The 25,593-nt window shown below is 70.3% G+C and carries 21 protein-coding genes; 15 read left to right on the forward strand and 6 right to left on the reverse strand.

Annotated features, from left to right (window positions below; all coding sequences use genetic code 11):
• Positions 1–206: 206 nt before the first annotated feature.
• The 5 genes from ACFYPA_RS32445 (at position 207) to ACFYPA_RS32465 (ending at position 7,006) form a co-directional block, all read left to right on the forward strand.
• Positions 207–971, forward strand: coding sequence for an NUDIX domain-containing protein (locus ACFYPA_RS32445; protein ID WP_351003582.1), 765 nt, complete (start codon positions 207–209; stop codon positions 969–971).
• A gap of 344 nt (positions 972–1,315) precedes the next feature.
• Entirely contained in the window at positions 1,316–3,124 is a 1,809-nt protein-coding gene (locus ACFYPA_RS32450) for an ATP-binding cassette domain-containing protein (RefSeq protein ID WP_359317447.1), read from the forward strand.
• A 181-nt stretch (positions 3,125–3,305) separates the two neighbouring features.
• Positions 3,306–4,166 (forward strand): FadR/GntR family transcriptional regulator, encoded by an 861-nt coding sequence (locus tag ACFYPA_RS32455; protein ID WP_359084873.1) that lies wholly within the window; start codon positions 3,306–3,308, stop codon positions 4,164–4,166.
• A gap of 323 nt (positions 4,167–4,489) precedes the next feature.
• Entirely contained in the window at positions 4,490–6,040 is a 1,551-nt protein-coding gene (locus ACFYPA_RS32460; RefSeq protein WP_359084771.1) for an RNA polymerase sigma factor, read from the forward strand.
• Between the two features lie 135 nt (positions 6,041–6,175).
• Positions 6,176–7,006 carry a serine protease gene (locus tag ACFYPA_RS32465; RefSeq protein WP_359317445.1) on the forward strand — a complete coding sequence of 277 codons (831 nt, stop codon included), beginning with the start codon at positions 6,176–6,178 and terminating at the stop codon, positions 7,004–7,006.
• Positions 7,007–7,109: 103 nt separating this feature from the next.
• Here ACFYPA_RS32465 and ACFYPA_RS32470 read toward each other — a convergent pair whose 3' ends face one another.
• A complete protein-coding gene (locus ACFYPA_RS32470) occupies positions 7,110–7,343 on the reverse strand; it encodes a hypothetical protein (RefSeq protein ID WP_024489001.1) in 234 nt (77 codons plus the stop codon).
• A gap of 432 nt (positions 7,344–7,775) precedes the next feature.
• On the opposite strand from ACFYPA_RS32470, the gene ACFYPA_RS32475 reads away from it, so the two are divergent.
• The 6 genes from ACFYPA_RS32475 to ACFYPA_RS32500 all read left to right on the forward strand — a co-directional run bounded on the left by ACFYPA_RS32475 (position 7,776) and on the right by ACFYPA_RS32500 (position 14,573).
• A complete protein-coding gene (locus ACFYPA_RS32475) occupies positions 7,776–9,896 on the forward strand; it encodes a DNA topoisomerase IV subunit B (protein ID WP_359084767.1) in 2,121 nt (706 codons plus the stop codon).
• 157 nt (positions 9,897–10,053) lie between these two features.
• On the forward strand, positions 10,054–10,572 hold the full coding sequence (locus tag ACFYPA_RS32480) for a DUF1453 domain-containing protein (RefSeq protein ID WP_389135952.1): 519 nt from the start codon (positions 10,054–10,056) through the stop codon (positions 10,570–10,572).
• A complete protein-coding gene (locus tag ACFYPA_RS32485; protein ID WP_389135955.1) occupies positions 10,569–11,735 on the forward strand; it encodes a sensor histidine kinase in 1,167 nt (388 codons plus the stop codon). Before ACFYPA_RS32480 ends, ACFYPA_RS32485 begins: the two co-directional genes overlap by 4 nt.
• Complete coding sequence (locus tag ACFYPA_RS32490) at positions 11,732–12,409, forward strand: response regulator transcription factor (RefSeq protein ID WP_359317438.1); 678 nt, start codon at positions 11,732–11,734, stop codon at positions 12,407–12,409. Before ACFYPA_RS32485 ends, ACFYPA_RS32490 begins: the two co-directional genes overlap by 4 nt.
• Positions 12,410–12,507: 98 nt before the next feature.
• Positions 12,508–12,984 (forward strand): DUF485 domain-containing protein, encoded by a 477-nt coding sequence (locus ACFYPA_RS32495; protein ID WP_359084762.1) that lies wholly within the window; start codon positions 12,508–12,510, stop codon positions 12,982–12,984.
• Complete coding sequence (locus ACFYPA_RS32500) at positions 12,981–14,573, forward strand: cation acetate symporter (RefSeq protein ID WP_359084761.1); 1,593 nt, start codon at positions 12,981–12,983, stop codon at positions 14,571–14,573. The genes ACFYPA_RS32495 and ACFYPA_RS32500 overlap by 4 nt, the downstream gene beginning before the upstream one ends.
• A gap of 26 nt (positions 14,574–14,599) precedes the next feature.
• Here the strand turns inward: ACFYPA_RS32500 and ACFYPA_RS32505 are convergent, their stop codons facing one another.
• Complete coding sequence (locus tag ACFYPA_RS32505) at positions 14,600–14,962, reverse strand: DoxX family protein (protein ID WP_359354604.1); 363 nt, start codon at positions 14,960–14,962, stop codon at positions 14,600–14,602.
• Positions 14,963–15,067: 105 nt separating this feature from the next.
• On the opposite strand from ACFYPA_RS32505, the gene ACFYPA_RS32510 reads away from it, so the two are divergent.
• Complete coding sequence (locus tag ACFYPA_RS32510; protein ID WP_359317433.1) at positions 15,068–15,451, forward strand: helix-turn-helix domain-containing protein; 384 nt, start codon at positions 15,068–15,070, stop codon at positions 15,449–15,451.
• Between the two features lie 16 nt (positions 15,452–15,467).
• On the opposite strand, the gene ACFYPA_RS32515 is transcribed toward ACFYPA_RS32510, so the two are convergent.
• Together ACFYPA_RS32515 and ACFYPA_RS32520 are read right to left on the reverse strand one after the other, a co-directional pair.
• Positions 15,468–16,148, reverse strand: a complete 681-nt coding sequence (locus tag ACFYPA_RS32515) for a response regulator (protein ID WP_389135962.1) — start codon at positions 16,146–16,148, stop codon at positions 15,468–15,470.
• Positions 16,145–17,791, reverse strand: coding sequence for a sensor histidine kinase (locus ACFYPA_RS32520; RefSeq protein WP_359354598.1), 1,647 nt, complete (start codon positions 17,789–17,791; stop codon positions 16,145–16,147). Before ACFYPA_RS32520 ends, ACFYPA_RS32515 begins: the two co-directional genes overlap by 4 nt.
• A 97-nt stretch (positions 17,792–17,888) precedes the next feature.
• On the opposite strand from ACFYPA_RS32520, the gene ACFYPA_RS32525 reads away from it, so the two are divergent.
• On the forward strand, positions 17,889–18,908 hold the full coding sequence (locus ACFYPA_RS32525; protein WP_359084756.1) for a LacI family DNA-binding transcriptional regulator: 1,020 nt from the start codon (positions 17,889–17,891) through the stop codon (positions 18,906–18,908).
• Positions 18,909–18,919: 11 nt separating this feature from the next.
• On the opposite strand, the gene ACFYPA_RS32530 is transcribed toward ACFYPA_RS32525, so the two are convergent.
• Positions 18,920–20,233 carry a citrate synthase gene (locus ACFYPA_RS32530; protein ID WP_359317425.1) on the reverse strand — a complete coding sequence of 438 codons (1,314 nt, stop codon included), beginning with the start codon at positions 20,231–20,233 and terminating at the stop codon, positions 18,920–18,922.
• 163 nt (positions 20,234–20,396) lie between these two features.
• Here ACFYPA_RS32530 and ACFYPA_RS32535 point away from each other — a divergent pair, with 163 nt between their 5' ends.
• Complete coding sequence (locus ACFYPA_RS32535) at positions 20,397–21,560, forward strand: citrate synthase/methylcitrate synthase (RefSeq protein ID WP_359317422.1); 1,164 nt, start codon at positions 20,397–20,399, stop codon at positions 21,558–21,560.
• Between the two features lie 19 nt (positions 21,561–21,579).
• Positions 21,580–22,686, forward strand: coding sequence for a GTP-binding protein (locus ACFYPA_RS32540; protein ID WP_359317420.1), 1,107 nt, complete (start codon positions 21,580–21,582; stop codon positions 22,684–22,686).
• Positions 22,687–22,905: 219 nt separating this feature from the next.
• On the opposite strand, the gene ACFYPA_RS32545 is transcribed toward ACFYPA_RS32540, so the two are convergent.
• Complete coding sequence (locus tag ACFYPA_RS32545; RefSeq protein ID WP_359317418.1) at positions 22,906–25,356, reverse strand: DNA topoisomerase IV subunit A; 2,451 nt, start codon at positions 25,354–25,356, stop codon at positions 22,906–22,908.
• Between the last annotated feature and the right edge of the window lie 237 nt (positions 25,357–25,593).

The raw sequence follows: 25,593 nt of genomic DNA on the forward strand, positions 1-25,593 counted from the left end.
CCCCCGCGCGGGCGGGGGGGGGGGCGGGGGGCCGCCGCCCCCCCCCCCCCCCGCCCCCCGGGGGGGGGGGGCCCCGGGGCCGGGGGGGTGGGGGGGGGGGGGGCCCCCCCCCCCCCCCCCCCACCGCCGGTTCACCGGAGGCCGTGATCGACGAAGACCGTCACGAAGGGAGTGTTTATCGTCAGGCAGACGACTATGATCACGGCATGCCGCCCTACGACCCGTCGACCTTCCCGCCCTTCGCTGTCACCGTCGACCTGGTCGTGCTCACGGTGCGCCGCCACGCGCTCTGCGCCCTCGTGGTGCGCCGAGGTGAGACGCCGTTCCAGGGCAGGTGGGCGCTGCCCGGCGGTTTCGTCAGGGCGGACGAGGACCTCGGCGCCGCGGCGGCGCGCGAACTCGTCGAGGAGACCGGGCTGTGCGCGCACGATCCGGCGGCCCCGGCGGTCGGTAACGGAGCGCATCTCGAACAGCTCGCCACGTACGGGGATCCCGCGCGCGATCCGCGCATGAGGGTGGTGAGCGTCGCCCATCTCGCGCTGGCCCCTGATCTGCCCGCCCCGCGGGCGGGCGGTGACGCCAACAGCGCGCGCTGGGCACCCGTCGAGGACCTCCTCGGCCCGGAGGGGGGCTACGGGCGGGACGGCGAACGCCAGGCGCCGTTGGCCTTCGATCACGCCCGGATCCTGGCCGACGGCGTGGAGCGGGCGCGCTCCAAGATCGAGTACTCCTCCCTGGCCACCGCGTTCTGCCCGCCCGCGTTCACCGTCGGCGAGCTGCGCCGGGTGTACGAGGCGGTGTGGGGCGTGGTCCTCGATCCGAGGAACTTCCACCGCAAGGTGACGGGCACGCCCGGCTTCCTGGTGCCCGCAGGAGGCACGACCACCAGGCAGGGGGGCCGCCCCGCGCAGTTGTTCCGCTCGGGGTCGGCCACGGTGCTGAATCCGCCGATGCTGCGGCCTGAGGTCTGATCCGCTCCGTTTTCTGAGGCCTGCCCCTTGAGGCCTGCCCCTGAGGGCTGCCCCTGAGGGCTGACCTCCGAGGTCTGCCTCCCAGAAAATCGACCCCGAAAGTTGGCGTCTGAGGTTCTCTCGCCGAGGGGCCCACGCTGGGGTCCGGCACCTGGTGCCAGGCCCCGGGGCCGGCCCTCGGTGCCGCCCCGAAGGCCTGACGGGGGTGCGGTTCCCAGCAGGGCTGTCGCTGCGGGTGGGCCGGAACGCCGTGGACCGGCCTTACGTGAAAAGTCTGATATGTCGGGTTATCTTGCTGCGGTACCCACTGCCGTCGAGCGGTCTCACCTCCTGCGAGAGAAGCGATGCTCCAGGCCATCGGACTCACCAGCGCCCGCCACCGCGGACTTCGGCCCGCGGTGGACGACCTCACGTTCGAAGCAGGACCCGGCTGTGTGACCGCGTTGCTGGGCCCGCCCGGTTCCGGCAAGACCTCCGCTCTGCGGTTGATGCTCGAACTCGAACCAGGGCGCGGCATCACCTACTTCCGGGGCAGGCCGCTGCATCGCGTGGCCCATCCGGCCCGGGAAGTGGGCGTTCTGCTCGGGGACGTGCCGGGGCACCCCGCCCGTACCGCACGTGGGCAGCTCCGCATGCTCTGCGCCGCTGCGGGAGTGGCGGCGTCCAGGGCCGACGTTCTGCTCGACGCGGTCGGCCTCCTCGAGCTGGGGGACCAGCGCATCGGCACGCTCTCCCGGGGCATGGACCGCAGACTGGCCCTCGCCTCCGCGCTGCTCGCCGACCCGCACACACTGATCCTCGACGAACCGGCGGAAGGCCTCGGCGCACAGGAGGCCGCCTGGCTGCACGGGATGCTCAGGTCCCATGCCGATCAGGGCGGCACGGTCCTCTACACCACGCAGGATCCCAAGGAGGCCGTCAGGTCGGCCGGGCATGTGGTGACCATCGAGGCCGGACACCTCGTCGCCGATCAGAGCGTCACGGACTTCTCCCGCACCCGCCTGCGTCCTCGTGTCGCCGTCCGTTCCCCGCACGCCGCCCGCCTCGCCGCGATCGTCAGCCGCGAGGCGCGGGCTGCGCGGCGCTCCGTCGAAGTCGTCACCGAGGCGAGCAGCAGCAGGCTCTCCGTGTACGGCAGCAGCTGTGCGGAGATCGGGGACACGGCGTTCCGCCACGGGCTTCCCGTCCATCAACTCGCCGACGAGGTCGGAGACAGCGGTTCCGCCTCCGGTCCTCGCGGCGATGCCCGCGGCGCAGACGCGGGCATCGGCGCGACCGGCGACCGACCCGACGCCTCCGCGGACAGTCGCGAGCCCTCGCCGCGTCCGGCTGCGAACGCCGACCGCGCTCCGCTGCCGCCGCGGATCAGGCGGCGTCCGGCCCGCGGCCCGCTGCGTCCGGTGCGTTACGAACTGCGCCGCCTCTTCGGCGTCCGGACCACGACCCTGATCGTCGCCGTCGCCCTCGTCGGTTCGGCCGTGTTGTCCGTCGTGCTCGCCCGCAACGGTCGTACCCCGTTGCCGAACGTCCTGGTCGCCTGGCCCTCGCTGCTGCCCCTGCCGCCGGCCGCCCTCGGCGCCGGGCTGCTCGGCGCCCTGTCCTTCGGTGACGAATTCCGCTACCCAGCCCTCGCCGCCGGCCGCGGGACCGTCCCGCGTCGGCTCGGGATGCTCCTCGCCAAGCTGGCCGTGTCGGCGGGCGTCGCGCTGTTGCTGGCACTTCTTGTCGTGCTGGCCTCGGCGGCATCACTCCGCCTCGTGTACGGCGGGGAATCGGTCCGAGTCCCCTCGAACGCGGTCTCGCTGGCGCTGAGTTGGTCCGGCCTGACGGTCGGATGTGCCTGGGCGGGGCTGCTGGCCGCCGGGATCTTCCGGGTCACCGCGGCGGGCGTCGCCGCCGTACTCGCCGTCCCCGTGCTGATGGTTCCGCTCATCCAGGCGATGCCCAAGGCGCCGACCGCCCGATCGATGGGCGGCCTTCCGGGCCGCCTCAGGGAGCTGGCCTGGCTCCAGTGGCCGCACGAGGTGGACCGGTGGGCCCTGGCCTTGGTGCGGGTCGTGGCGCACCCGGTGGGAACCGCGATGACCCTGTCGTTGTCGGTCCTTGTCTGCGCGTATCTGTTCACGAGCCTTCGCGGCAGAGTGCGTTGGTGATCGCCGAAGGAGTTATGAACCTGCCAGAACCCACAACTCCATTGAGATTGACCGTTTTATACCTATAAGGCGTCAATTGGGAGACGGGTGCCGATCACCCTTTCGTGTGCTTTTCACCAAAGACCTCAAGGGGTGGCTGAGCCGCGCCGACAAAGGATGCGTGAGTACCCTTGCGCACACCATGATGACCGCCGCCCGCACCGCCGACACCGGCCTCGCCGGCGGGGGCGAACTCGACCGTTTCACCCATGGGGAGGTTCCGGCCGGCGAGCGTGCCGCCGGGCGGCCCTGGGGTGGCCCCGATACAGAGCTCGGCCGTGTGAGCCGACGGGGATCGGCCAGCCGGGGCCGCGGCTTGCACGGCCAACTTGTTCAGCAGCTGGGCCAGATGATCGTTTCCGGCGACCTCGGTGCGGACCGACCCCTGGTCCCGGAGGAGATCGGTCAGCGATTCGAGGTCTCCCGCACCGTTGTCCGGGAGTCCCTGCGCGTGCTGGAGGCCAAGGGCCTGGTCAGTGCCCGGCCCAATGTGGGCACCCGGGTCCGGCCGGTCAGTGACTGGAATCTGCTCGACCCCGACATCATCGAATGGCGCGCGTTCGGCCCTCAGCGCGACGACCAGCGCCGCGAGCTGGCTGAGCTCCGATGGACGATCGAACCCCTTGCCGCCCGCCTGGCCGCCGGTCACAAGCGTGACGATCTTCAGCAGCGGCTCGGGGACATGGTCGAGATCATGGGGCATGCACTCGGACAGGGCGACGTGATCACCTGCGCCCGCGCCGACGCGGAGTTCCACTCCCTCCTCATCCAGGCCGCGGGCAACCGCATGCTGGAACACCTCTCCGGCATCGTCTCCGCCGCTCTTCAGGTCTCGGGCGGTCCGGTCACCGGTTGTGACCGGCCCAACGACGCATCGCTCGGCCATCACGCCCGTATCGTCGACGCCGTGGCGACCGGCGACTCCGCGGGCGCCGAGACGGCCATGCGCCAGCTGCTCGCGGTTCCGGTCGAGCGAGTGGTGCCGGCGCCGCGCGAGCACTGACTGCGGCGCGCTCAGGGTGTACGGGCCATGTGTCGTCGGGCCCCCAAGGTCCGGCGGCACAATTGCGGCGGGATGTCACCCTTGATCTCATTCGTCGCACATGGGGTGTGACTCGGGCCACGCGGATTGGGCGTAACACTCCTCGAAACAGCGCGATGACTTAAGAGGTGACCGCCGCGGAAGGAATACAGCAGCCGTTCAGTGCGCTGTGCAGTTCTGAGGCCTAGCCCGCGCCGTCGGTACATACCCAGCCCGACGGTCGTCGGTTCCAGCCCTCTCAGGGCCGGGCCGGAAGCCGTTTCCATCGTTCCGAGAGGTTGTTCGTGTCGGCCAGCACATCCCGTACGCTCCCGCCGGAGATCGCCGAGTCCGAATCTGTCATGGCGCTCATCGAGCGGGGAAAGGCTGATGGGCAGATCGCCGGCGACGACGTGCGTCGGGCCTTCGAGGCTGACCAGATTCCGCCAACCCAGTGGAAGAACGTTCTGCGCAGCCTCAACCAGATCCTCGAGGAAGAGGGTGTGACGCTGATGGTCAGTGCCGCGGAGCCGTCGAAGCGCGCCCGCAAGAGCAGCGTCGCAGCGAAGAGCCCGGTCAAGCGCACCGCCACCAAGACTGTCGCGGCCAAGACGACCGTGACGCGGACCGTCGCGGCCCCTGCCGCCCCGTCGGCCGAGGCCGTGGACGCGGTGGCCGATGACGCCGCCGCGGCCGCGCCCGCGAAGAAGGCCGCAGCCAAGAAGACCGCTGCCAAGAAGACCGCCGTGAAGAAGACGGCGGCGAAGAAGACCGCGTCCAAGAAGGCCGGCAAGCAGGACGACGAGATCCTCGACGGCGACGACGCAGCCGAGGAAGTCAAGGCCGGCAAGGGTGAGGAAGAGGAGGGCGAGGGCGAGAACAAGGGCTTCGTCCTCTCCGACGACGACGAGGACGACGCGCCTGCGCAGCAGGTCGCCGTCGCCGGCGCCACGGCCGACCCGGTCAAGGACTACCTGAAGCAGATCGGCAAGGTCCCGCTCCTCAACGCCGAGCAGGAAGTCGAGCTCGCCAAGCGCATCGAGGCGGGGCTGTTCGCCGAGGACAAGCTGGCGAACGCCGACAAGCTCGCTCCCAAGCTCAAGCGCGAGCTGGAGATCATCGCCGAGGACGGCCGCCGCGCCAAGAACCACCTGCTGGAGGCCAACCTCCGTCTCGTGGTCTCGCTGGCCAAGCGTTACACCGGCCGCGGCATGCTTTTCCTGGACCTGATCCAGGAGGGCAACCTCGGTCTGATCCGCGCCGTCGAGAAGTTCGACTACACCAAGGGCTACAAGTTCTCCACGTACGCCACCTGGTGGATCCGTCAGGCGATCACCCGCGCCATGGCCGACCAGGCCCGCACCATCCGTATCCCGGTGCACATGGTCGAGGTCATCAACAAGCTCGCGCGCGTGCAGCGTCAGATGCTCCAGGACCTGGGCCGTGAGCCCACCCCGGAGGAGCTGGCCAAGGAACTCGACATGACCCCCGAGAAGGTCATCGAGGTCCAGAAGTACGGCCGTGAGCCGATCTCCCTCCACACCCCGCTGGGTGAGGACGGGGACAGCGAGTTCGGTGACCTGATCGAGGACTCCGAAGCGGTCGTTCCGGCCGACGCGGTCAGCTTCACGCTCCTCCAGGAGCAGCTGCACTCGGTGCTCGACACCCTGTCCGAGCGTGAGGCGGGCGTCGTCTCGATGCGCTTCGGTCTCACCGACGGGCAGCCGAAGACGCTGGACGAGATCGGCAAGGTCTATGGCGTGACGCGTGAGCGCATCCGTCAGATCGAGTCCAAGACGATGTCCAAGCTGCGCCACCCGTCGCGTTCGCAGGTCCTGCGCGACTATCTCGACTAGGTCGCTCAGCCACGTAGCACGAGGGCCCGGATCCCGGTGGGATCCGGGCCCTCGTGCTGTGCGGGTGCAGGTGCGGGCCGGGCTCGGCGGAATGACTCTGGGTAGGCAAGGTCCCTCACAGAGTCAGGAGTACGTATGTCCCGTACCTTCGTCCGCACCGTGACCCGGACGCTCGCCCTCACTGCCGCAGCGGCTCTGATACCGCTCGCGTCGCCTGCCTCGGCAGTCGCGGACAGCATCGTCATCGGTGGCCAGCCCGCTCATGTCAAGGACAGCCCGTGGGTGGTGGCGCTCTCCAGCCGTGACCGGTTCGGTGGTACCCGCGCCGGCCAATTCTGCGGAGCCGTGGTGGTCGGGCCGAAGAAGGCGCTGACGGCCGCGCACTGCCTCAGCCGGGAGGCGCTGGGCGTCGATGTCGGCCAGGTGCGTGATCTGCGGATCATCTCGGGCCGGGACGAGCTGAACGGCACCGACGGCAAGGAGATCGCGGTGAGCGGGACCTGGGTCAACCCCGGCTTCGACGCCAGTACCAACAGCGGTGACGTCGCGGTGCTCACCCTTGCCGAGGCGCTGCCCGAACAGAGTGTGATTCCCCTGGCCGGGGCGGGTGACCCGGCGTACGACGCGGGTACCGCCGCGGTGGTCTACGGATGGGGCGATACGACCGGTAACGGTGACTACGCGTCGTCGCTGCGCTCCGCCGGGGTGACCGTGCTCCCGGACGATTCGTGCGAGCAGGCCTATCCGGGCGGCGTGAGCGGCACGTACGACGCCTCCGCCATGCTCTGCGCAGGCGAACCCCAGGGCGGGTTCGACGCCTGCCAGGGGGACAGCGGAGGGCCTCTGGTGGCCCAGGGGAAGCTCGTCGGCCTCGTCTCCTGGGGGAACGGGTGCGGTCAGGCGGGCAGCCCGGGCGTCTACACGCGGATCTCCGCCGCCATCGAGTGGATGGAGGGCGCCGCCTGACCGGCGCGGGCGGAGGGCGTACGAGAACGGGCGGCTTCCCCTGGGGGAAGCCGCCCGTCGGCCGGTGCGGGACCCGCCCCTGGCTCGTCGTGGATGCGAGGTGTCAGTGTTGTTCCTCTTCGGCGGCTTGGGCCTGCACGGCCGTCAGTCGGTCCGTCTCATCCTGTATTTCCGCGGCGATCTTCTTGAGTTCCGGCTCGAACTTGCGACCGTGGTGGGCGCAGAAGAGCAGTTCACCGCCGCTGATCAGCACGACGCGCAGGTAGGCCTGGGCGCCGCAACGGTCACAGCGGTCTGCTGCGGTCAGCGGGCTCGCGGGGGTCAGAACAGTAGTCACGTCGCCTCTTCTCTAGCTCGACGAGCTGTCGTACCAGGGTCAACATCCAACCAGGCCGAAAACGTTCCCGCTCGTGGCATTTCTTCGAAACTTCTTCTCAGGATGGCTGTCTGTTGCCGGTTCGCGGCGAATGTGCCGTATTGCGTGGCGCTACGGTTTCGCGTTGCTTGTCTGGGTCGGTCCCGCCGGCTGGCTTGCCGGTTGTTCATGAGGACGTGCCCGGAGCCTAAATGGTTCATGCCTGGAAGGGAACGTGATGTGCACGTCACTCAAAGGAGGGATCGAACGTGCATGCGAGGCTGGACTAGTGTGAGGGTTCTCCGAGGGTGGCGTTACACCCGCTCTACCAGGCCTCGGTACCCTCTCAGCGGCACCGAAGCCGAGCCCGTTACCCACTGGGCCCCAAATGAAATTCAGCGAGGAGCGAACCGCGTGACCGCCGATACGTCCGTGCCGTCCACTGCGCTGCTGACCGGAGCAGACCGAGACGGTTCCAACTACACCGCGCGGCACCTGCTCGTACTCGAGGGGCTCGAAGCGGTTCGCAAGCGCCCCGGCATGTACATCGGGTCCACCGACAGCCGCGGCCTCATGCACTGCCTCTGGGAGATCATCGACAACTCCGTCGATGAGGCCCTCGGCGGACACTGCGACCACATCGAGGTCATCCTTCACGACGACACCTCCGTCGAGGTCCGCGACAACGGCCGCGGCATCCCCGTCGACGCGGAGCCGAAGACCGGCCTGTCCGGCGTCGAGGTCGTGATGACCAAGCTGCACGCCGGAGGCAAGTTCGGCGGTGGCGCGTACGCCGCCTCCGGCGGTCTCCACGGCGTGGGAGCCTCCGTCGTGAACGCCCTCTCCGCCCGGCTCGACGTGGAGGTCGACCTCCACGGCGCGACCCACTCGATCAGCTTCCGCCGCGGTGTCCCCGGCATCTTCACCGAGCAGGGGCCGGACAGCCCCTTCGACCCGGCCAACGGGCTGCTCAAGGGCAAGCGTGTACCGAAGGCACGTACCGGCACGAGGGTGCGGTACTGGGCCGACCGGCAGATCTTCCTCAAGGACGCCAAGCTCAATCTGGACACGCTCCACCAGCGGGCACGCCAGACGGCCTTCCTCGTCCCCGGCCTCACCATCGTCGTACGCGACGAGCGCGGCCTGGACGGAGAGGGCAAGACGGAGGAGACGTTCCGCTACGACGGCGGGATCAGCGAGTTCTGCGAGTACCTCGCCCAGGACAAGGCCGTCTGCGACGTGCTGCGTCTGACCGGGCAGGGAACGTTCAAGGAGACGGTGCCCGTACTCGACGAGCGCGGCCACATGACGGCGACCGAGGTCACCCGGGAGCTGTCCGTCGACATCGCCATGCGCTGGGGCACGGGCTACGACACCAATCTGAAGTCCTTCGTCAACATCATCGCCACCCCCAAGGGCGGCACCCATGTCTCCGGTTTCGAACGCTCTGTGACCAAGACGGTCAACGAGGTCCTTCGTTCCGCGAAGATGTTGCGCGTCGCCGAGGACGACATCGTCAAGGACGACGCACTGGAGGGCCTCACGGCGGTCGTGACCGTACGGCTGGCCGAGCCGCAGTTCGAGGGCCAGACCAAGGAGGTCCTGGGCACCTCGGCGGCCAACCGGATCGTCGCCGGCGTCGTTGCCAAGGAGCTCAAGGCATTCCTGACGTCCACCAAGCGTGACGCGAAAGCCCAGGCCAGGGCCGTCCTGGAGAAGGCGGTGGCGGCTGCCAGGACCCGGATCGCCGCGCGGCAGCACAAGGACGCGCAGCGCCGCAAGACCGCTCTCGAGTCCTCCTCGCTGCCTGCGAAGCTCGCCGACTGCCGCAGTGACGACGTGGAGCGCAGCGAGCTGTTCATCGTGGAGGGCGACTCCGCGCTCGGCACCGCCAAGCTGGCACGGAACAGCGAGTTCCAGGCGCTGCTGCCGATCCGCGGCAAGATCCTCAACGTTCAGAAGGCATCTGTCTCCGACATGCTGAAGAACGCCGAGTGCGGGGCGATCATCCAGGTCATAGGAGCCGGGTCCGGCCGGACCTTCGACATCGACGCCGCTCGTTACGGCAAGATCGTGCTGCTGGTCGACGCCGACGTGGACGGCGCCCACATCCGCATCCTGCTGCTGACGCTCTTCCAGCGGTACATGCGGCCCATGGTCGAGGCGGGGCGGGTCTTCGCCGCCGTACCCCCGCTGCACCGGATCGAGCTGGTCCAGCCGAAGAAGGGGCAGGACAAGTACATCTACACGTACTCGGACAACGAACTGCGCCAGCGGCTGCTGGAGCTCCAGCGGAAGAACGTCCGGTACAAGGACTCGATCCAGCGCTACAAGGGCCTGGGGGAGATGGACGCCGACCAGTTGGCGGAGACGACGATGGATCCGCGCCACCGCACGCTGCGGCGGATCAACATCGGCGACCTGGAATCGTCGGAGAAGGTATTCGACCTGCTGATGGGCAACGAAGTAGCTCCCCGCAAGGAGTTCATCACCAGCTCCGCGGCCACACTGGACCGCTCACGCATCGACGTCTGAGCCGGCGCTCTCCCGGCCCACCGCCGGACCGGGCCGTTGTCTCCACCCACGGGTGGAGACAACGGCTCCACCCGTGATCCACCCCTGAGCCGATCCTCTGAGCAGACCGCATCCGTAGCGTCGGAGTGACAGAACATTCCGCACCTCGGAGGCGCCCATGCAGGGGCTCGTCAACGTCCTGGTGACCGTCGCGGTCATCGCTCTCGTCCTGATCCGCCAGTGCTCGGCGCAGCAGATCTCGGGCGACCGCCGCTGGTGGGTCCTGCCGGTCGTGCTGCTCGTCGTGGCTCTGCGTGAGCCCGGACTCGTGGACCCGCGTCACGAGGCGCTGTCCATGGTCGTCCTGAGCGCCGAACTGGCGGTGGGCCTGGTCACCGGTGCGGGCTGGGCGTGGACCACCCGTCTCCGGCATGCGCGGGACGGCACCCTCTGGGGCACGGGCACCAGGGCGACCGCCTACGTCTGGTGCGCAGCCCTGGCGCTGCGAGCGGGCTTGTACGGGCTTGCCACGGCCATGGGCATACACCAGGGCGGCCCCGCCCTGATGATGGCTCTCGCGGTCACCCTGCTGGCGCGCAGCGGTGTCCTGGCCCGGCGGGGCGCGGAGATACCGAAGCCCGGCAGTGGTTCCGGCGAAGACATGCCCTCCCGGCCGATCTGGAAGGACCGTGTGTGACAGCCGATGTCTGGACGAGGTGGCCGTCGAAGGAGGCGCTCGCGCGGGAGACCCGCACCCGCTGGCGGACCGTAGTCAGCCGATCGGTACGGGCGGTCGGGCTGATCACCCTGATGCTCTGGGGGACGTTCACGAACGGGCCGTTCGGCCCCTGGGAGGTCGTGGCCGGCCTCGTCGGGGTGGCGGGGTGCGTCGCCGTCGCCGTCGCCTTCTTCCGGGCCAGCCTGGAGAACCGTCTGTGGCCCTCGCTAGGCCTGTTGTTCCTGCTGATGCTCGCGGCGTTCGGGGCGCGGCAGGCGGGGGCGGACGTACCGGCGACGGTGCTCTGGTGCGGCTGCGCCGTCACCGCGCTGGAGCGACTTCCTCTCCGTGCGGGTGTTCCGGCCACGGCTGTGGCGCTCACCGCGTACGCGGTGGTGAACACCGACGACTGGCTGACCACGGCCGTGACCACGGCGGGTCTCTGCCTCGCGGGTTACGTGCTGCGTCTGGACGCGGAGGCGCGTGGCAGCGCGCAGCGGCTCCTGTCGCAGGAGCGGGCGGCCCGGGTGGCGGAGGCCGAGACGGCGGCGCTGGACGAGCGGTCCAGAATCGCCCGGGAGATCCATGACGTGCTCGCGCACAGCCTTTCCGCCCAGTTGGTGCACCTGGAGGCGGCGCGGCTGCTGATCGAGAGGGAGCCGGCGGGGGAGTTCCGGGACCAGGTACTGCAGCGGGTGGTTGCAGCCCGCTCCATGGCCCGTGAAGGGCTGGCGGAGACGCGCCAGGCGCTTTCCGCCCTGCGCGGGGAGGTGCCGCCGGTGGAGGAGTTCCTGCGGCAACTGGTGGCGGCCGAGCCGGTCGAGGTCAGGGTGGAGGGTGAACGGCGCTCGCTGACCGCAGAGGCCTCGCAGACGGTCCGGCGCGTGGCGCAGGAGGCACTGACCAATGTGCGCAAGCACGCACCGGAGGCCAGGGTGCTGATCAGGCTGGAGTACCAACCCGGGACGGTCGCCCTGGAGATCCGCGATTCGGGTGGGGACGCTGCCGGGGGAGAGCTCGCTGTCAGTGGCTCCGGTTACGGTCTGCTGGGGATGAGGGAGCGCGCCGAACTGCTGGGCGGCAGTCTGGAGGCCGGTCCCGGCGAGGAGGGGTTCGTGGTGAGTCTGCGAGTGCCGGCGTGACCGCGCGGGTGGTGGTCGCCGACGACCAGTCGGTGGTGCGTGAGGGGATCGTGATGCTGCTGGGGCTGCTGCCCGGCATCGAGGTGGTCGCGTCGGCGAAGGACGGCGAGGAAGCTGTCGCGCTCGTGGCCGAACACGCCCCCGACGTCGTCCTGATGGACCTGAGGATGCCCCGTTGCGACGGGGTGGAGGCGACGCGCCGCATCCGCACGGATTTCCCCGGCACCCAGGTTGTGGTGCTGACGACGTTCGACGACGACGATTCGCTCTTCCCGGCGCTCCGGGCGGGGGCTCGTGGCTACCTGACCAAGGACGCGGGGGGTGACGAGATCGTGAGGGCCGTCCAGGCCGTGCTCTCGGGCGAGGCGGGGCTCTCGCCCACCATTCAGCGCCGCCTGCTGGAGCAGGTGACCGCGGGGCCCCCGCCACGCGTGGCAAGCGGGGAGCCGGAGCTGCCCGACGGGATGACACCGCGTGAGGCCGAGGTGCTCGTCCTGATCGCCGAGGGGATGTCCAACGCGGAGATCGCCCGCAGTCTCCACATCTCGCAGGCCACCGTGAAGAGCCACATCAACAACCTGTTCGCCAAAGCGGGGCTTCGCGACCGGGCCCAGGCGGTGCGTTACGCGTACGTTCGAGGGCTCGCACGGTCATCCGGGACATCCTTCACCTGAAGAGGTGAAGTCCGGGGAATGAAGTGCCCGGGATCTTCCCGATCTGCCCATTCTTGGGTACGCGGCCGAAGTGGTCCGTGGACAAGGGGAGTTGTTCGGTGGAGAAGGAAGCAGGGCGCGAGGCCGCAGGAACGCGGCTCGACGACCCGTGGTACGACGCACTGGCCTCCGGATGGGGGGAACTGGACGGTACGGGAAGCTTCGCGCCCGTCGCGGTGCCGGGCGCCGCCGCACCCGGGCGCGGCCACAGCGCGGCGGAGGTCTATCTGGAGGTGCAGCGCAGCGAAGCCTTCCAGGAAGTGCGCCGCCGGTACCGGCGGTTCGTCGTCCCCGCCACCCTCGCCTTCCTCGTCTGGTACCTCGCCTATGTCGTCACCGCGGTCACCGCGCCCGGCCTGATGGCCCGTCCGGTGGCCGGGGCGGTCAACGTCGCCATGGTCGCGGGACTCGGGCAGTTCCTCACCACGTTCCTGCTCACCGGGGCGTACGCACGGCATGCGCGGCTGCGCAGAGACCGGGCCGCACTCGACCTGCGCTGGGACACCCAGGAGATGACGCGGGGGATCGGACGTTGAGCGGGAACCACCAGACCCTGGCGCTCCTGCTGTTCAGCGCCTTCATCGCCGTCACGCTCGGCATCACGACCTGGGTGAGCCGCAACCGGCAGGGGTCGGCCGAGGAGTTCTACGCGGGCGGCCGGCTGTTCTCCCCCATGGAGAACGGCTTCGCCATCGCCGGCGACTACATGTCGGCCGCGTCGTTCCTCGGTATCTCCGGGGTGATCGCCCTCTACGGCTACGACGGCATGCTTTACTCCGTCGGCTTCCTGGTCGCCTGGCTCGTCGTCCTGCTCCTCGTGGCGGAACTCGTCCGCAACTGCGGCAGGTTCACCCTCGCCGACGTGGTGGCGGCCCGCATGGCGGAGCGCCCGGTCCGGATCGCCGCGGGGACCTCTTCCGTCACCGTCTCCGTCCTCTACCTGGTGGCACAGATGGTGGGAGCGGGCAGTCTCGTCGCCCTGCTCCTCGGCGGGACGAGCGGTGCCGCGCGGTCATGGACGGTCATCGGTGTCGGGGCTCTCATGGTGGTCTACGTGTCGCTCGGCGGAATGCGCGCCACCACCTGGATCCAGATCGTCAAGGCCGTACTGCTGATGGCGGGCACCGTCGTGCTCACCGTGCTGGTCCTGGTCCACTTCCACGGCAACTTCAACGAGTTGCTCAACTCCGCCGCCGACCGCAGCGGGCACGGCAAGGAGTTCCTCTCGCCCGGGCTGCGCTACGGCGGGAGCTGGACGGCACGCATCGACTTCATCAGCCTCGGGCTGGCCCTCGTGCTCGGCACGGCGGGCCTTCCGCACATCCTGTCCCGCTTCTACACCGTGCCCACGGCCCGTGCCGCCCGCAGGTCCGTCGTCTGGTCCATCGGTCTCATCGGCAGCTTCTACCTCATGACGATCGTGCTCGGGTTCGGGGCCGCGGCACTGGTCGGCTCGGCCGACGTGCGGGAGTCGAACCCCGCCGGAAACACAGCCGTTCCGCTGCTCGCCCTGTCGCTCGGTGGCGGTGAGGGTTCGACGGGGGGAACGATCCTGTTCGCCGTGGTCGCCGCGGTGGCCTTCGCGACCATCCTTGCCGTGGTCGCCGGGATCACCCTCGCCTCGTCCGCCTCCGTCGCCCACGACCTCTACGCCTCGCTCCGACGACCGGGCTCCCGGCAGTACAGCGAGGTGGCCGTGGCACGGATCGCCGCAGCCGGGATCGGGGTGGCCGCCATCGGGCTGGGGCTGCTCGCCCAAGACCTGAACGTGGCGTTCCTGGTGGGCCTCGCCTTCGCGGTCGCCGCGTCGGCGAACCTGCCGGTGCTGCTCTTCTCGCTGTTCTGGCGGAAGTTCACCACGCGCGGGGCGGTCTGGTCCGTCTACGGCGGTCTGCTTCCCGCCGTGCTGCTCGTCGTGCTCTCCCCGGTCGTCTCCGGCAGCCCCACGTCGCTGTTCCCGGGGGTGGACTTCCAGCTCTTCCCGCTGGAGAACCCCGGTCTCGTCTCCATCCCGCTGGGCTTCCTGGCCGGCTGGATCGGCACGGTCACCTCGACCGAGCCGCCCGACGAAGCCAAACACGCCGAGACCGAGGTACGTGCGCTGACCGGAGCCGGCGCGGTGTGACGGGGGCTCGTGGCCCGCGCCGGCCGTCACCAGGTCGTGGCCAGCCAGGCCGCCACTGCGGCGAGCGCGATCAGGGCGGCGTTGAGACCGGTCTCCCTGACCTCGTTCCGGGAGAGGTGCAGGGCGGTGGCCAGCACCTGGAGCACGAGCAGGCCGAGTGCTGCCACCATCGCGAGGGCGGGCGCGATTCCCGTGAGCGGTGGCAGCAGCAGCCCCGCCGCGCCGAGGATCTCGACGACGCCGATGACCCGGACCAGCCACATCGGAACCGTATCCACCCAGCCCATCATGGGTGCCAGTCGTTCCCGGCTCTGGGCGGCCTTCTTGCCACCGGCGTACAGGTAGAAAGCCGCAAGAAGCCCGGCGACGATCCAGTAGGCGATCTCCATCTTCGTCCTCCGTCATGGTGACGACTTGTGAGCAAGCACATGATCGGTGACTATCGGAACGCTTACAAAAGGCACACGGGTGTGCCTGGCGAACAGGGGACGCCGATGTCGAAGTACCGTCACAGCTGCCTCATCCGCGGCGACGGAGGCCGGGCGATCCGCGGCATCCTGGACCGGATCGGGGACAAGTGGACCCTGCTGGTCGTCGCCACCCTGGACGGCGAACGCATGCGCTTCACCGAACTCCAGCAGCGCATCCCCGGCATCTCGCAGCGCATGCTCACCCGCACGGTCCGGCACCTGGAGCGCGACGGCCTGGTGTCCCGGACGGTGTTTCCCGAGGTTCCTCCGCGGGTCGAGTACGAACTCACCGCGAGGGGACGCACCCTGATCGAGCCCGCTGTGAAGCTGGCTGAGTGGGCCGTCGACCACAACCCCGGCATCGAACTGAGCCAGACCGACTACGACTCGGCGCATCCGAAGGCGTAGGGCCCGGCCGCCGCGGTCAGCGGCTCCCGGTGACCCACGCGTAGCGGTGTTCGGGGCGCCCCGTCTCCCCGTACCGCAGGGTCAGCCGGACCCGTCCGGAACGTTCCAGCAGCTTCAGATAGCGCTGGGCCGTCTGCCGGCTCATCCCGGCGCTCTCCGCGATCTCCTGGGCGGAGAGCGGGCCGCCCGCGCTCCGGAGCGCGTTGCGGACGAGTTCGGCCGTCGTCGTCGAGTGCCCCTTGGGCAGATCGGGCTCGCCCGCCGCCCACAGGGCGCCGAAGAGCCGGTCCACCTCGCCCTGCTCGGCCTCGCCGCCGCTCTCCAGGGTGCGGCGCAGCGCGGCGTACGCCTCCAGTTTGGTCCGCAGCCCCGCGTACGTGAACGGCTTCACCAGGTACTGGAGGGCGCCCTGACGCATGGCCTCCTGGACCGTGGCGACGTCGCGCGCCGCCGTCACCATGATCACGTCGGTGCGGTGGCCGAGACCGCGCAGCTCCCGCACCACGTCCAGTCCGCTGCGGTCGGGCATGTAGTGGTCCAGCAGGATCAGGTCCACCTGGTGACTTTCCACCGCGGCGAGCGCGTCGGCGGCGCAGTGCGCCTGAGCGGCCACCCGGAAGCCGGGCACCTTCGAGACGTAAGCCGCGTTGATCCGCGCGACGCGGACGTCGTCGTCGACGACCAGGACCTCGATCACTGCTCCGCTCCCGCCTTGTCGGATTCCGCTTCGGTCATGGCCTCGGGGAGTACGACGGTGAACGCGGCCCCGCCCTCGTCCGCCGTGTCCACCGCCACGCTGCCGCCCTGCCGCTCGGCCAGCCGCCGCACCAGCGCGAGCCCGAGGCCGCGCTTGCCGTGCGCCGGGAGTTCCTTGGTCGACCAGCCCTCCGTGAAGATCGAGTCACGCTCCGAGGACGGGACACCCGGACCGCTGTCGCGGACCCGCAGCACCACCGTACGGCCCTCGGCGCGCAGACCCACCTCGATCAGGGCGCCCTCCGATCCGGCGGCCGCGTCCGATGCGTTGTCCACCAGGTTGCCGACGATCGTCACCAGCCCGCGCGGGTCGACCAGCCGGTCCGGAAGCAGGCTGCCGGGCGCCATGCGCAGCGACACACCGCGCTCCGCCGCGACCGTCGCCTTGCCGACCAGCAGCGCGGCGAGCAGCGGGTCACGGACCTTCTCGGTGATCTGTTCGGCGGTGGCCCGGTGGACGCCGACGACCTCGGTCACGAACTCTCTCGCGTCCTCGTGCAGCTCCAGCTCGAGCAGGCCGAGGAGCGTGTGCAGCCGGTTGGCGTGCTCGTGGTCCTGCGCGCGCAGGGCGTCGATCAGCCCGCGGGTCGAGTCGAGCTCGCGGCCGAGGTGTTCGAGCTCGGTGCGGTCGCGGAGGGTGACGACGGCTCCTCCGTCGGCCGTCGGCATGCGGTTGGCGAGCAGCACCCGGCTGCCGCGTACGGTCAGCAGGTCCTCGCCGGCGACGTCGCCGGCCAGCACATCGGTGGTTCGCCCGGTGCCGAACACGTCGGTCAGCGGGTGACCGGAGGCCTCGGGTCCCACGCCGAGCAACCGTTGCGCCTCGTCGTTCAGAAGGCGGATGCGGCCGCCGCGGTCGAGTGCGACGACCCCCTCCCGGATGCTGTGCAGCATCGCTTCCCGCTCCGTCAGCAGGGCGGAGATGTCGGAGAAGGCGAGGTCGTGGGTCTGCCGTTGCAGGCGCCGGGAGATCAGATAGGCGGCCAGCGCCCCCACCGCGAGCGCCCCGCCCGCGTAAGCGAACAGGCCGGGAATCGCCGCGAGGAGGCGGGCGCGGACACTGTCGTACGCGATGCCGACGGAGACCGCCCCGGCGATGTGTCCGGATCCGTCGCGCAGCGGCACCTTGCCCCGGGCCGAGCGTCCGAGCGTGCCGCTGTCGATCTCCATCACGTCCCGGCCCGCGAGCGCCTGGCCGGGGTCGGTGGAGACGACCCTCCCGATCCGGGCGCGGTCGGGATGGGACCAGCGCACCCCGCGGCGGTCCATCACGACGACGTACTCGGCGCCCGTGGCCCGTCTGATCCGCTCAGCGGCGCTCTGGACGGGGCCCCGGGGCGCCGGGTCCGTGGTGAGCAGTGCCTCGGCGATCCGTGGCTGGGCGGCCGTGCTCTGCGCGATGGACAGAGCCCGGCGCATCGCCTGGTCGTCGAGTTGTGCGCTGAGGGGTGCCAGGAAGAGGCCGGTGGCGAGTACGGTGACGCCGGTGGCGATGGCCAGCTGCATCAGCAACACCTGCGAGAAGACCCGCCGGGGCCAGCCGAGTCGGCGCGGTCTCCTGGTCGTGGGCGGTGGGGCGCTCATCGTAGAGACGGTAGAGGGCATTCCGGTGCTTTCCGAAATTCGTCTCGTTTCCTCACCCACGCAATCCGCTTGCGTTTCTTGCGCTAATCTTGCGCACATGACGCGACGACTTGCTCAGGTGGCACAGAAGGTTGGAGTCAGCGAGGCCACGGTCAGCCGGGTGCTCAACGGCAAGCCGGGGGTCTCCGACGCCACGCGGCAGGCCGTCCTGTCCGCGCTGGACGTCCTCGGCTACGAGCGCCCGACCCAGCTGCGCGGCGAACGGGCCCGCCTGGTCGGGCTGGTCCTGCCCGAGTTGCAGAACCCGATCTTCCCCGCCTTCGCCGAGGTGGTCGGCGGCGCGCTCGCGCAGCAGGGCCTCACCCCTGTCCTGTGCACCCAGACCAAGGGCGGGGTCTCCGAGGCGGACTACGTCGAGCTGCTCCTGCAGCAGCAGGTCTCGGGTGTGGTCTTCGCCGGCGGCCTCTACGCCCAGGCCGACGCCCCGCACGATCACTACAAGGTGCTGGCCGACCGCAAGATCCCCGTCGTGCTGATCAACGCGGCCATCGCCCATCTCGGCTTCCCGTGCGTCTCCTGCGACGACTCGGTGGCCGTCGAACAGGCCTGGCGCCACCTCGTCTCGCTGGGACACGAGCGCATCGGCCTGGTGCTCGGCCCATCGGACCACATGCCCTCGCAACGCAAGCTGGCTGCCGCCCGCGCGCTTGCCGAGGGATCGGGCGCGAGCATCCCGGACGAGTGGGTGGCCAGGGCGATGTTCTCGCTGGAGGGCGGGCAGGCGGCCGCCATGCGGCTTCTGGACCAGGGCGTCACCGGATTCATCTGCGCCAGCGACCCGCTCGCCCTGGGAGCGGTCCGGGCGGCACGCCGCCGGGGCCTCTCGGTGCCCGAGGACGTCTCCGTCGTGGGCTACGACGACTCGGCGTTCATGAACTGCACCGAGCCGCCGCTCACCACGGTCCGCCAGCCGATCGAGGCCATGGGGCGGGCCGCCGTCGAACTGCTCTCCGTGCAGATCGGGGGCCGTACGGTGCCGTCCGACGAGCTGCTCTTCGAGCCGGAGCTGGTGGTGCGGGGGTCGACGGCCCAGCCCCCGCGCGGCGCTTCCCGCTGACCGTCGAGAATTTACAAAGCAGGCTTCGCCAATTGCGATCCAGAGGTGGGGTCGGTGGGCAGCGGCTGGGGCGGCTGCGGGCCGGTGTACTGACCGCTGGGGCGCATCCGCAGCGGACGCTCCCCGTACTCCTCCAGCGCATGCGCGATCCAGCCCGCCGTGCGGGAGATCGCGAACACCGTCTCGCCCGCCTCCACGGCCATGCCCGACGAGACGGACAGCACGGCCAGCGCCAGATCGACATTGGCGTGCAGAGGGGTGTGCCGGGCGGTCGTGGCGACGACGTCGCGAGCAGCGGCCAGGGCGGGTGCGGCCCGCGGTACCTCGGCCAGCAGCGCGAAGAGGGCGCGGGCCCGGGGGTCCTCGCCGGGGTAGAGCCGGTGGCCGAGCCCCGGAACCCGGCGTCCCGAACGCAGATGGTCCGCGACCACCGGAGCCGCGCTGCCCCGCTCCAGCACCTCGGCCAGCATGCGGTGTGCCAGCCCGCTGGCGGCGCCGTGCAGGGGCCCCTCCAGCACCCCGAGCCCCGCCGAGACCACGGCGTACGGATGGGCGCGGGCGGAGGCGGCGACCCGCGCCGCCAGGGTGGACGCGGCCAGATCGTGGTCGATCAGCAGGCCCAGCGCGGTGTCCAGTACGGCCAGTGACGCCTCGTCGGCCGGGCGCCCGGTGAGTTTCGGCCAGAGTTGACGCGCGAGGCCGGGTGAGGCGCTCCCTTCCGCCGTCTCCTCGCCCCCTTCCGCGACCGTCGGCAGCGCGGCTGCCAGCGTCGGGATCAGGCTCCGGGCGCCACCGAGCACCGCCTCGCGCGACAGGTCGAAACGGAGCGGGTCGGCCGCCGCCGCCGCGACGACCGCCACCCGCAGCCGGTCCGTCGAGCCGCAGTGCGACGGCAGTGCGCCGACCGCCCGCCGGGCCGCGGCGAGCGCCTCGGCCGGTGCCGTGAACCGGATGCCGGGCCGCAGCACCCCGGTCCAGAGCCACTCCGCCACCTCTTCGTACGCGTAGTGCCGGGCCAGCTCCGCCGCGTCCACGCCCCGGAAGAAGTACCGGTCGCTCCCGATGAGCGTGATGCCGGTGGGGAACGACAGAGCGCCGGCCGGGGCGGCGGGATCCCTGCGCCCTGTACGCCGCGCCAGGGCGTCGACCTCCGCCGCGTCGAACGTGCTTCCACGCCCGCCCGGGGCGCGGCTGCTGCTGAGCTGGCCCCGGCTCACGTACGCGTACACCGTCTCGGGCTTCACGCCCAGTCGTTCCGCCGTCTCCCGCGTGGTGAGCCGCTGCGCCGGGGGCTCGCTGAAGCCCGCGTCTGCTTGATCCGTCATGCCGTCCACCGTATCCATATTGATTCAATCAACATTGACAGAACTCAAGTCAAGCATGGACAGTCGAATCAATGTCAGTAGGAGTCAATGTCAGCAGTCATCGGGATGTCCACGGAAGATGCGTCACCGCATGCCGGACACCGGAATGTCCACGGAGGAAGCAATGACGACCACCACCACCGCCACAGCACCGCTCGACGTCCCCCGCGGCCTCGCGGGTGTCGTCGTCACCGATACCGCGCTCGGTGACGTGCGGGGCCGCGAGGGCTTCTACCACTACCGGCAGTACTCGGCGATCGAACTCGCGCGGACCCGCAGCTTCGAGGACGTCTGGTACCTCATGACCGAGGGCGAACTGCCCGGCCCGGCCGCACGCGCCGCCTTCGCCGCCCGGACAGCCGGGCTGCGCCGTCTGCCCGCCGAGGTCCGCGACGCCCTGCCCGCCATAGCCCGCGCGGGCGCCGCGTCCGGTCCGCTCGCGGGGCTGCGCACGGCGCTCTCCCTGCTCGGCGCCTCGGCCGGATTCCAGCCGGTGTACGACATCGACGCGGACCGGCGCCGCGGTGACGCCCTGACCGCATGCGCGGCCGTGCCCACCGTGCTGACCGCACTGCACCGCCTCGGCCGGGGCCTCGAACCGGTGGAGCCGCGCGACGACCTGCCGTACGCGGCCAACTACCTCTACATGCTGACCGGTTCCGTACCGGACGCCGACCGGGTCAGGGCCGTCGAGCAATATCTGATCTCCACCGTCGACCACGGTTTCAACGCCTCCACCTTCACCGGCCGCGTCGTGGCCTCCACCGGCGCGGACGTCGCCGCCTGCCTGGTGGCGGCCGTCGGCGCACTCTCCGGGCCCCTGCACGGCGGCGCGCCCAGCCGGGCCCTCGACACCCTGGACGCCATCGGCACCCCCGACCGCATCGACGGCTGGATCCGCGAGCGGGTGCTCGCCGGTGACCGGATCATGGGCTTCGGGCACCCCGTCTACCGCACCGAGGACCCGCGTTCCCGGATGCTGCGGTCCATCGCCCAGGGCTTCGGAGGCCCGCTCGTCGACTTCGCCGTCGAGGTGGAACGGCAGGTCGAGGCGATCCTCGCCGAGCTCAAGCCGGGGCGGGAACTGCACACCAACGTGGAGTTCTACGCCGGGGTCGTCATGGAGCTGTGCGGGCTGCCGCGCGAGATGTTCACCCCGACCTTCTGCGCGGCGCGGGTCGTCGGCTGGAGCGCCAATATCCTGGAGCAGGCGGAGGACTCGAAGATCATCCGCCCGGCGGCCCGCTACATCGGCCCGCCCCCGCCGCAGCCGGTCCCGGCCGTCTGACACCGCAGGAAGGTTCCCGTTGAGCGCGTCGCCCCCACCCCGCACCCGGAAGATCCCCGTCATCGTCCTCGCGGGATTCCTCGGATCCGGCAAGACGACGCTGCTCAACCACCTCCTGCGCCACCGCGCGGGCAACCGCATCGGTGTGATCGTCAACGACTTCGGGTCCATCGAGATCGACGCCATGACCGTGGCCGGACAGGTCGGCTCGACCGTCTCGCTTGGCGGCGGCTGTCTGTGCTGCGCGGTCGACGTGAGCGAACTGGACACCTACCTGGAGACCCTGACCCGCCCCGCCGCCCGCCTCGACGTGATCGTCATCGAGGCGAGCGGACTCGCCGAACCGCAGGAACTCGTGCGGATGATCCTGGCCAGCGACAACCCGCACATCCTGTACGGAGGGCTGGTCGAGGTGGTCGACGCCGCCGAGTTCGGGGCCACCCGGGAGCGCCACCCGGAGATCGACCGGCATCTCGCCGTCGCCGACCTCGTCGTGCTGAACAAGACGGACCGGGCCGGTGAGGCGGAGCGAGAGCGCATCCGGGAGGCCGTCGCGGCGACCGGCAGCGTGGCAGCCGTCATCCCGGCGACGTACGGACGGATCGACCCGGAGCTGCTCTTCGATCCGGCGCTGCGGCCCGACGGCGAGGAGAAGGCGCGGCAGCTCACCTTCGAGGACCTGTACCTGGAGGAACGGGCGCGGGAGACGGGTGAGGAGCACGAGGGCCATCTGCATGCGGCGTACGAGAGTGTCGACTTCACGTCGGACGTCCCGATGGACCCCCGCCGGCTCATGGAGTTCCTCGACTCCCGGCCCGGCGGCCTCTACCGGATCAAGGGCTACGTCGACTTCGGCACCGGCGATACGGACCACGCCTACGCCGTACACGCCGTCGGCCGGTTCCTGCGGTTCACCCCCAGGGCCTGGACGCGCGGCGAGCCGCGGCTGACCAGGCTCGTCCTGATCGGCTCCGCCATCGACGCGCAGGCCCTGCGCAAGGAACTGGAAGGCTGTCGCGCACCGGGGGAGCCCGGGCCGGAAACGGCGCAGGACGCCGCACATGAGCGATCCATGTGGGGCGTCCTGCGGTACGTGCAACAGCCCGGCGACGACGCCCAGGCCTAGGGCGTGTTTCGAAAGTCCCGCCTGTCCGGCGGCGTCTGGCACTTCCCCGAGCTCTCGGCTTCGCTCGAGCAGGGGAGACCCCATTGCTCGCCGCGTTGTCGGGATCACCCCGATACACCCAGTATCGGGGCGACCCTCCGCCTTGCGATCGCACGCACCGGACGCCGCCGGACCCGCCCTCCGGGCGGACGGCGCTACTTCCGAAACACGCCCTGAGGGCTACACGGGGCCGGCGATCACCGCGACCGGGCTCTCCAGCGGCGTGCCCGACCCGTCGCGCCGCGGATCGGGCTCGGGCAGCGAGGCCGGCGCACCGTTCTTCTGCGCGGCCCGGGCCGGCGTCGCACCCGCCCAGGCGAACACCAGCACGTCCTCGCCCTTCAGGAACCGCTGGCAGCGCACCCCGCCGGTGGCCCGGCCCTTGCGCGGGTACTGGTCGAACGGGGTCAGCTTGCACGTCAGCACCGAATCGTCCAGCGTGCCGTGCGAACCCGCGACCGTGAACACCACCGCGTCCACCGCCGGATCCACCGCGGCGAACGACAGCACCTCCGTACCGTCCGTGAGCTTGACGCCCGCCATACCGCCGGCCGGACGCCCCTGCGGACGCACCTGCGCCGCCGGATACCGCAGCAGCTGCGCGTCCGAGGTGATGAAGACCAGGTCCTCCTCACCGGTGCGCAGCTCCGCCGCACCGACGATCCGGTCACCGTCCTTGAGGGTGATGACCTCCAGCTCGTCCTTGTTGGCGGGGTAGTCGGGCACCACGCGCTTCACCGTGCCCTGCGCGGTGCCGATCGCCAGCCCGGGCGAGGACTCGTCGAGCGTGGTGAGGCAGATGACCTCCTCGTCCGCCTCCAACGTCAGGAACTCCCCGACCATGGCCCCGCCCGACAGGTTGGGTGCCGCATGGGTGTCCGGCAGCTGGGGCAGGTCGATCACCGCGAGCCGCAGCAGCCGCCCGGTGGACGTCACCACACCGATGTCGCCGCGGGCCGTGGCCGGGACCGCCGACACGATCACGTCGTGCTTGGCACGCTTGGCGTCCTCGGCGAAGACGATGGGATCGTCGTTGGCCGTACGCGCCAGCAGCCCGGTCGAGGACAGCAGAACCCGGCACGGGTCGTCCGCCACCTCCAACGGCACCGAGGCGACCTGCGAACCGGCCGACTCCAGCAGCACCGTGCGCCGGTCGGTGCCGAACTTCTTCGCCACCACGGCGAGTTCCGTGGAGACGAGCTTGCGCAGCTCGGTGTCGGAGTCGAGGATCGCGGTCAGCTCGGCGATCTCGGCGGCGAGCCGGTCGCGCTCGCTCTCCAGCTCGATCCGGTCGAACCGGGTCAGCCGGCGCAGCGGGGTGTCCAGGATGTACTGGGTCTGGATCTCGCTCAGCGAGAAGTGCTCGATGAGCCGCTCCTTGGCCTGGGCCGAGTTGTCGCTGGAGCGGATGAGGCGGATGACCTCGTCGATGTCGATCAGGGCGACCAGGAGGCCCTCGACCAGGTGCAGCCGGTTGCGGCGCTTGGTCCGGCGGAACTCGCTGCGCCGGCGCACCACGTCGAAGCGGTGGTCGAGGTAGACCTCCAGGAGTTCCTTGAGGCCCAGCGTGAGCGGCTGTCCGTCGACCAGGGCCACGTTGTTGATGCCGAAGGACTCCTCCATCGGCGTCAGCTTGTAGAGCTGCTCCAGCACGGCCTCGGGGACGAAGCCGTTCTTGATCTCGATGACCAGACGCAGCCCGTGCGAGCGGTCGGTGAGGTCCTTGACGTCGGCGATGCCCTGGAGCTTCTTCGCCGAGACCAGGTCCTTGATCTTGGCGATCACCTTCTCCGGGCCGACGGTGAAGGGCAGTTCTGTGACGACCAGGCCCTTGCGGCGCGGAGTGACGTTCTCCACGGCCACGGTGGCGCGGATCTTGAACGAGCCGCGGCCGCCCGTGTAGGCGTCCTTGATGCCGCCCAGGCCCACGATCCGCCCGCCGGTCGGCAGGTCGGGACCGGGGACGAACCGCATCAGGGTCTCCAGGTCCGCGCCCGGATGCTTGATCAGATGCCGGGCGGCGGCGATGACCTCGCCCAGGTTGTGCGGCGGCATGTTGGTCGCCATGCCGACCGCGATCCCGGTCGTGCCGTTGACCAGGAGGTTCGGATAGGCAGCCGGGAGAACGACCGGCTCCTGCTCCTGGCCGTCGTAGTTCGACTGGAAGGCGACGGTTTCCTCGTCGATCGACTCCGTCATCAGCGACGTCGCGTCGGCCATCCGGCACTCGGTGTACCGCATGGCGGCGGGCGGGTCGTCGTTGCCGAGCGAGCCGAAGTTCCCGTGCCCGTCGACGAGGGGGAGCCGCATGGAAAACGGCTGCGCCATCCGCACCAGCGCGTCGTAGATCGACGCGTCGCCGTGCGGGTGCAGCTTGCCCATGACCTCGCCGACCACGCGGGCGCACTTCACGAAGCCGCGGTCCGGGCGCAGGCCCATCTCGTTCATCTGGTACACGATGCGGCGGTGCACCGGCTTCATGCCGTCACGGGCGTCCGGAAGGGCCCGTGAGTAGATCACCGAGTACGCGTACTCGAGGAAGGAGCCCTGCATTTCGTCGACGACGTCGATGTCGAGGATCTTCTCCTCGAAGTCGACCGGCGGCGGGGTCTTCGTGCTGCGGCGGGCCATCGCTGCTGCGACTCCTTCACGGATTCTGTTCGGGCAACCTCAGGTTCTGACGCGCACCATTGTGGACCGCCCCACTGACAACGCGGACCTCGACCCGTCCCAAAGGGCGTTCTCCACCCGTCCCGAAGGGGTCGGAACCCTCTTTCCCGCGAACTTTCGCGGCACGGGAACTTCGCCAGGTGTCGGTGCGCTTGCTTACAGTGGCAGGTCTCGCAGTAAAACCAGTATCGCGATCGA

Source organism: Streptomyces sp. NPDC005775 (genome assembly GCF_042871565.1).
Taxonomy (GTDB): domain Bacteria; phylum Actinomycetota; class Actinomycetes; order Streptomycetales; family Streptomycetaceae; genus Streptomyces.